Origin of the sequence: Shewanella sp. c952 (assembly GCF_019654975.1) — a bacterium.
Taxonomy (GTDB): domain Bacteria; phylum Pseudomonadota; class Gammaproteobacteria; order Enterobacterales; family Shewanellaceae; genus Shewanella.
This window is the reverse complement of record NZ_BPEW01000096.1, coordinates 1-670: the sequence shown is the minus strand read 5'-3', so window position 1 is coordinate 670 and position 670 is coordinate 1. Positions and strand designations below refer to the sequence as shown.

Here is a 670-nt window from a genome sequence, read left to right as displayed (position 1 = left end):
GATTATATTCTTGAATTGCTGAATAGTATTCTAGAAGATATTCTGCTAAGTGCATTTGCATATGAGATACTCATAATAGATGATGGCTCGAAAGACATTACTTATGATAAAGTGAAAGACTTTGTATTGAAAAACCCCAGTATTGTACTCAATGCAATGTTTTTGGATAATGTAGGAATTTCAAATAATTTGAATAGAATCGTAAAAGAGTCTAACGGTGAGTTTATTCGACTGTGCGCATCTGACGATTTAATTGTAGCAGGTTCTACAAATATTTTAATTAATGAGTTTGAGCCATCTAATTATTGTGTTGTCGGTGATGGGAATGTTATTAATACTGTAGGGAATGATATTTCAAGTTCTTTAGTTGATTTTCACTCTGGTAATAAAAATTTCCTTTTATCCTCTCAGAATATAAAAAATGAGATAATTAGGAATTATAGTTTTGCTGGCCCCTGCTTGCTAATAAGGAAAACTTTTTTTAATTTTTATTCATATGACTCTGAATCAAAAATTGATGATTATGATTTCTTTGTAACCTTAGTAACGTTGACAACATCAAACACAGTTAAGTTCATTGATGAGAGTGTTTGTAAGTATAGAGTACATAAAACTAACACCTCCAAAAGCAGGGATGTAAATACTCGCTTAGAAAATCAAATGTCTATGT

The 670-nt window shown here is 30.4% G+C and carries 1 protein-coding gene; it reads left to right on the top strand.

The window, feature by feature from the left end:
* Positions 1-670, top strand: a 670-nt coding sequence (locus tag K5R16_RS22015; RefSeq protein WP_220740543.1) for a glycosyltransferase, incomplete at both ends; no start/stop codon positions are given.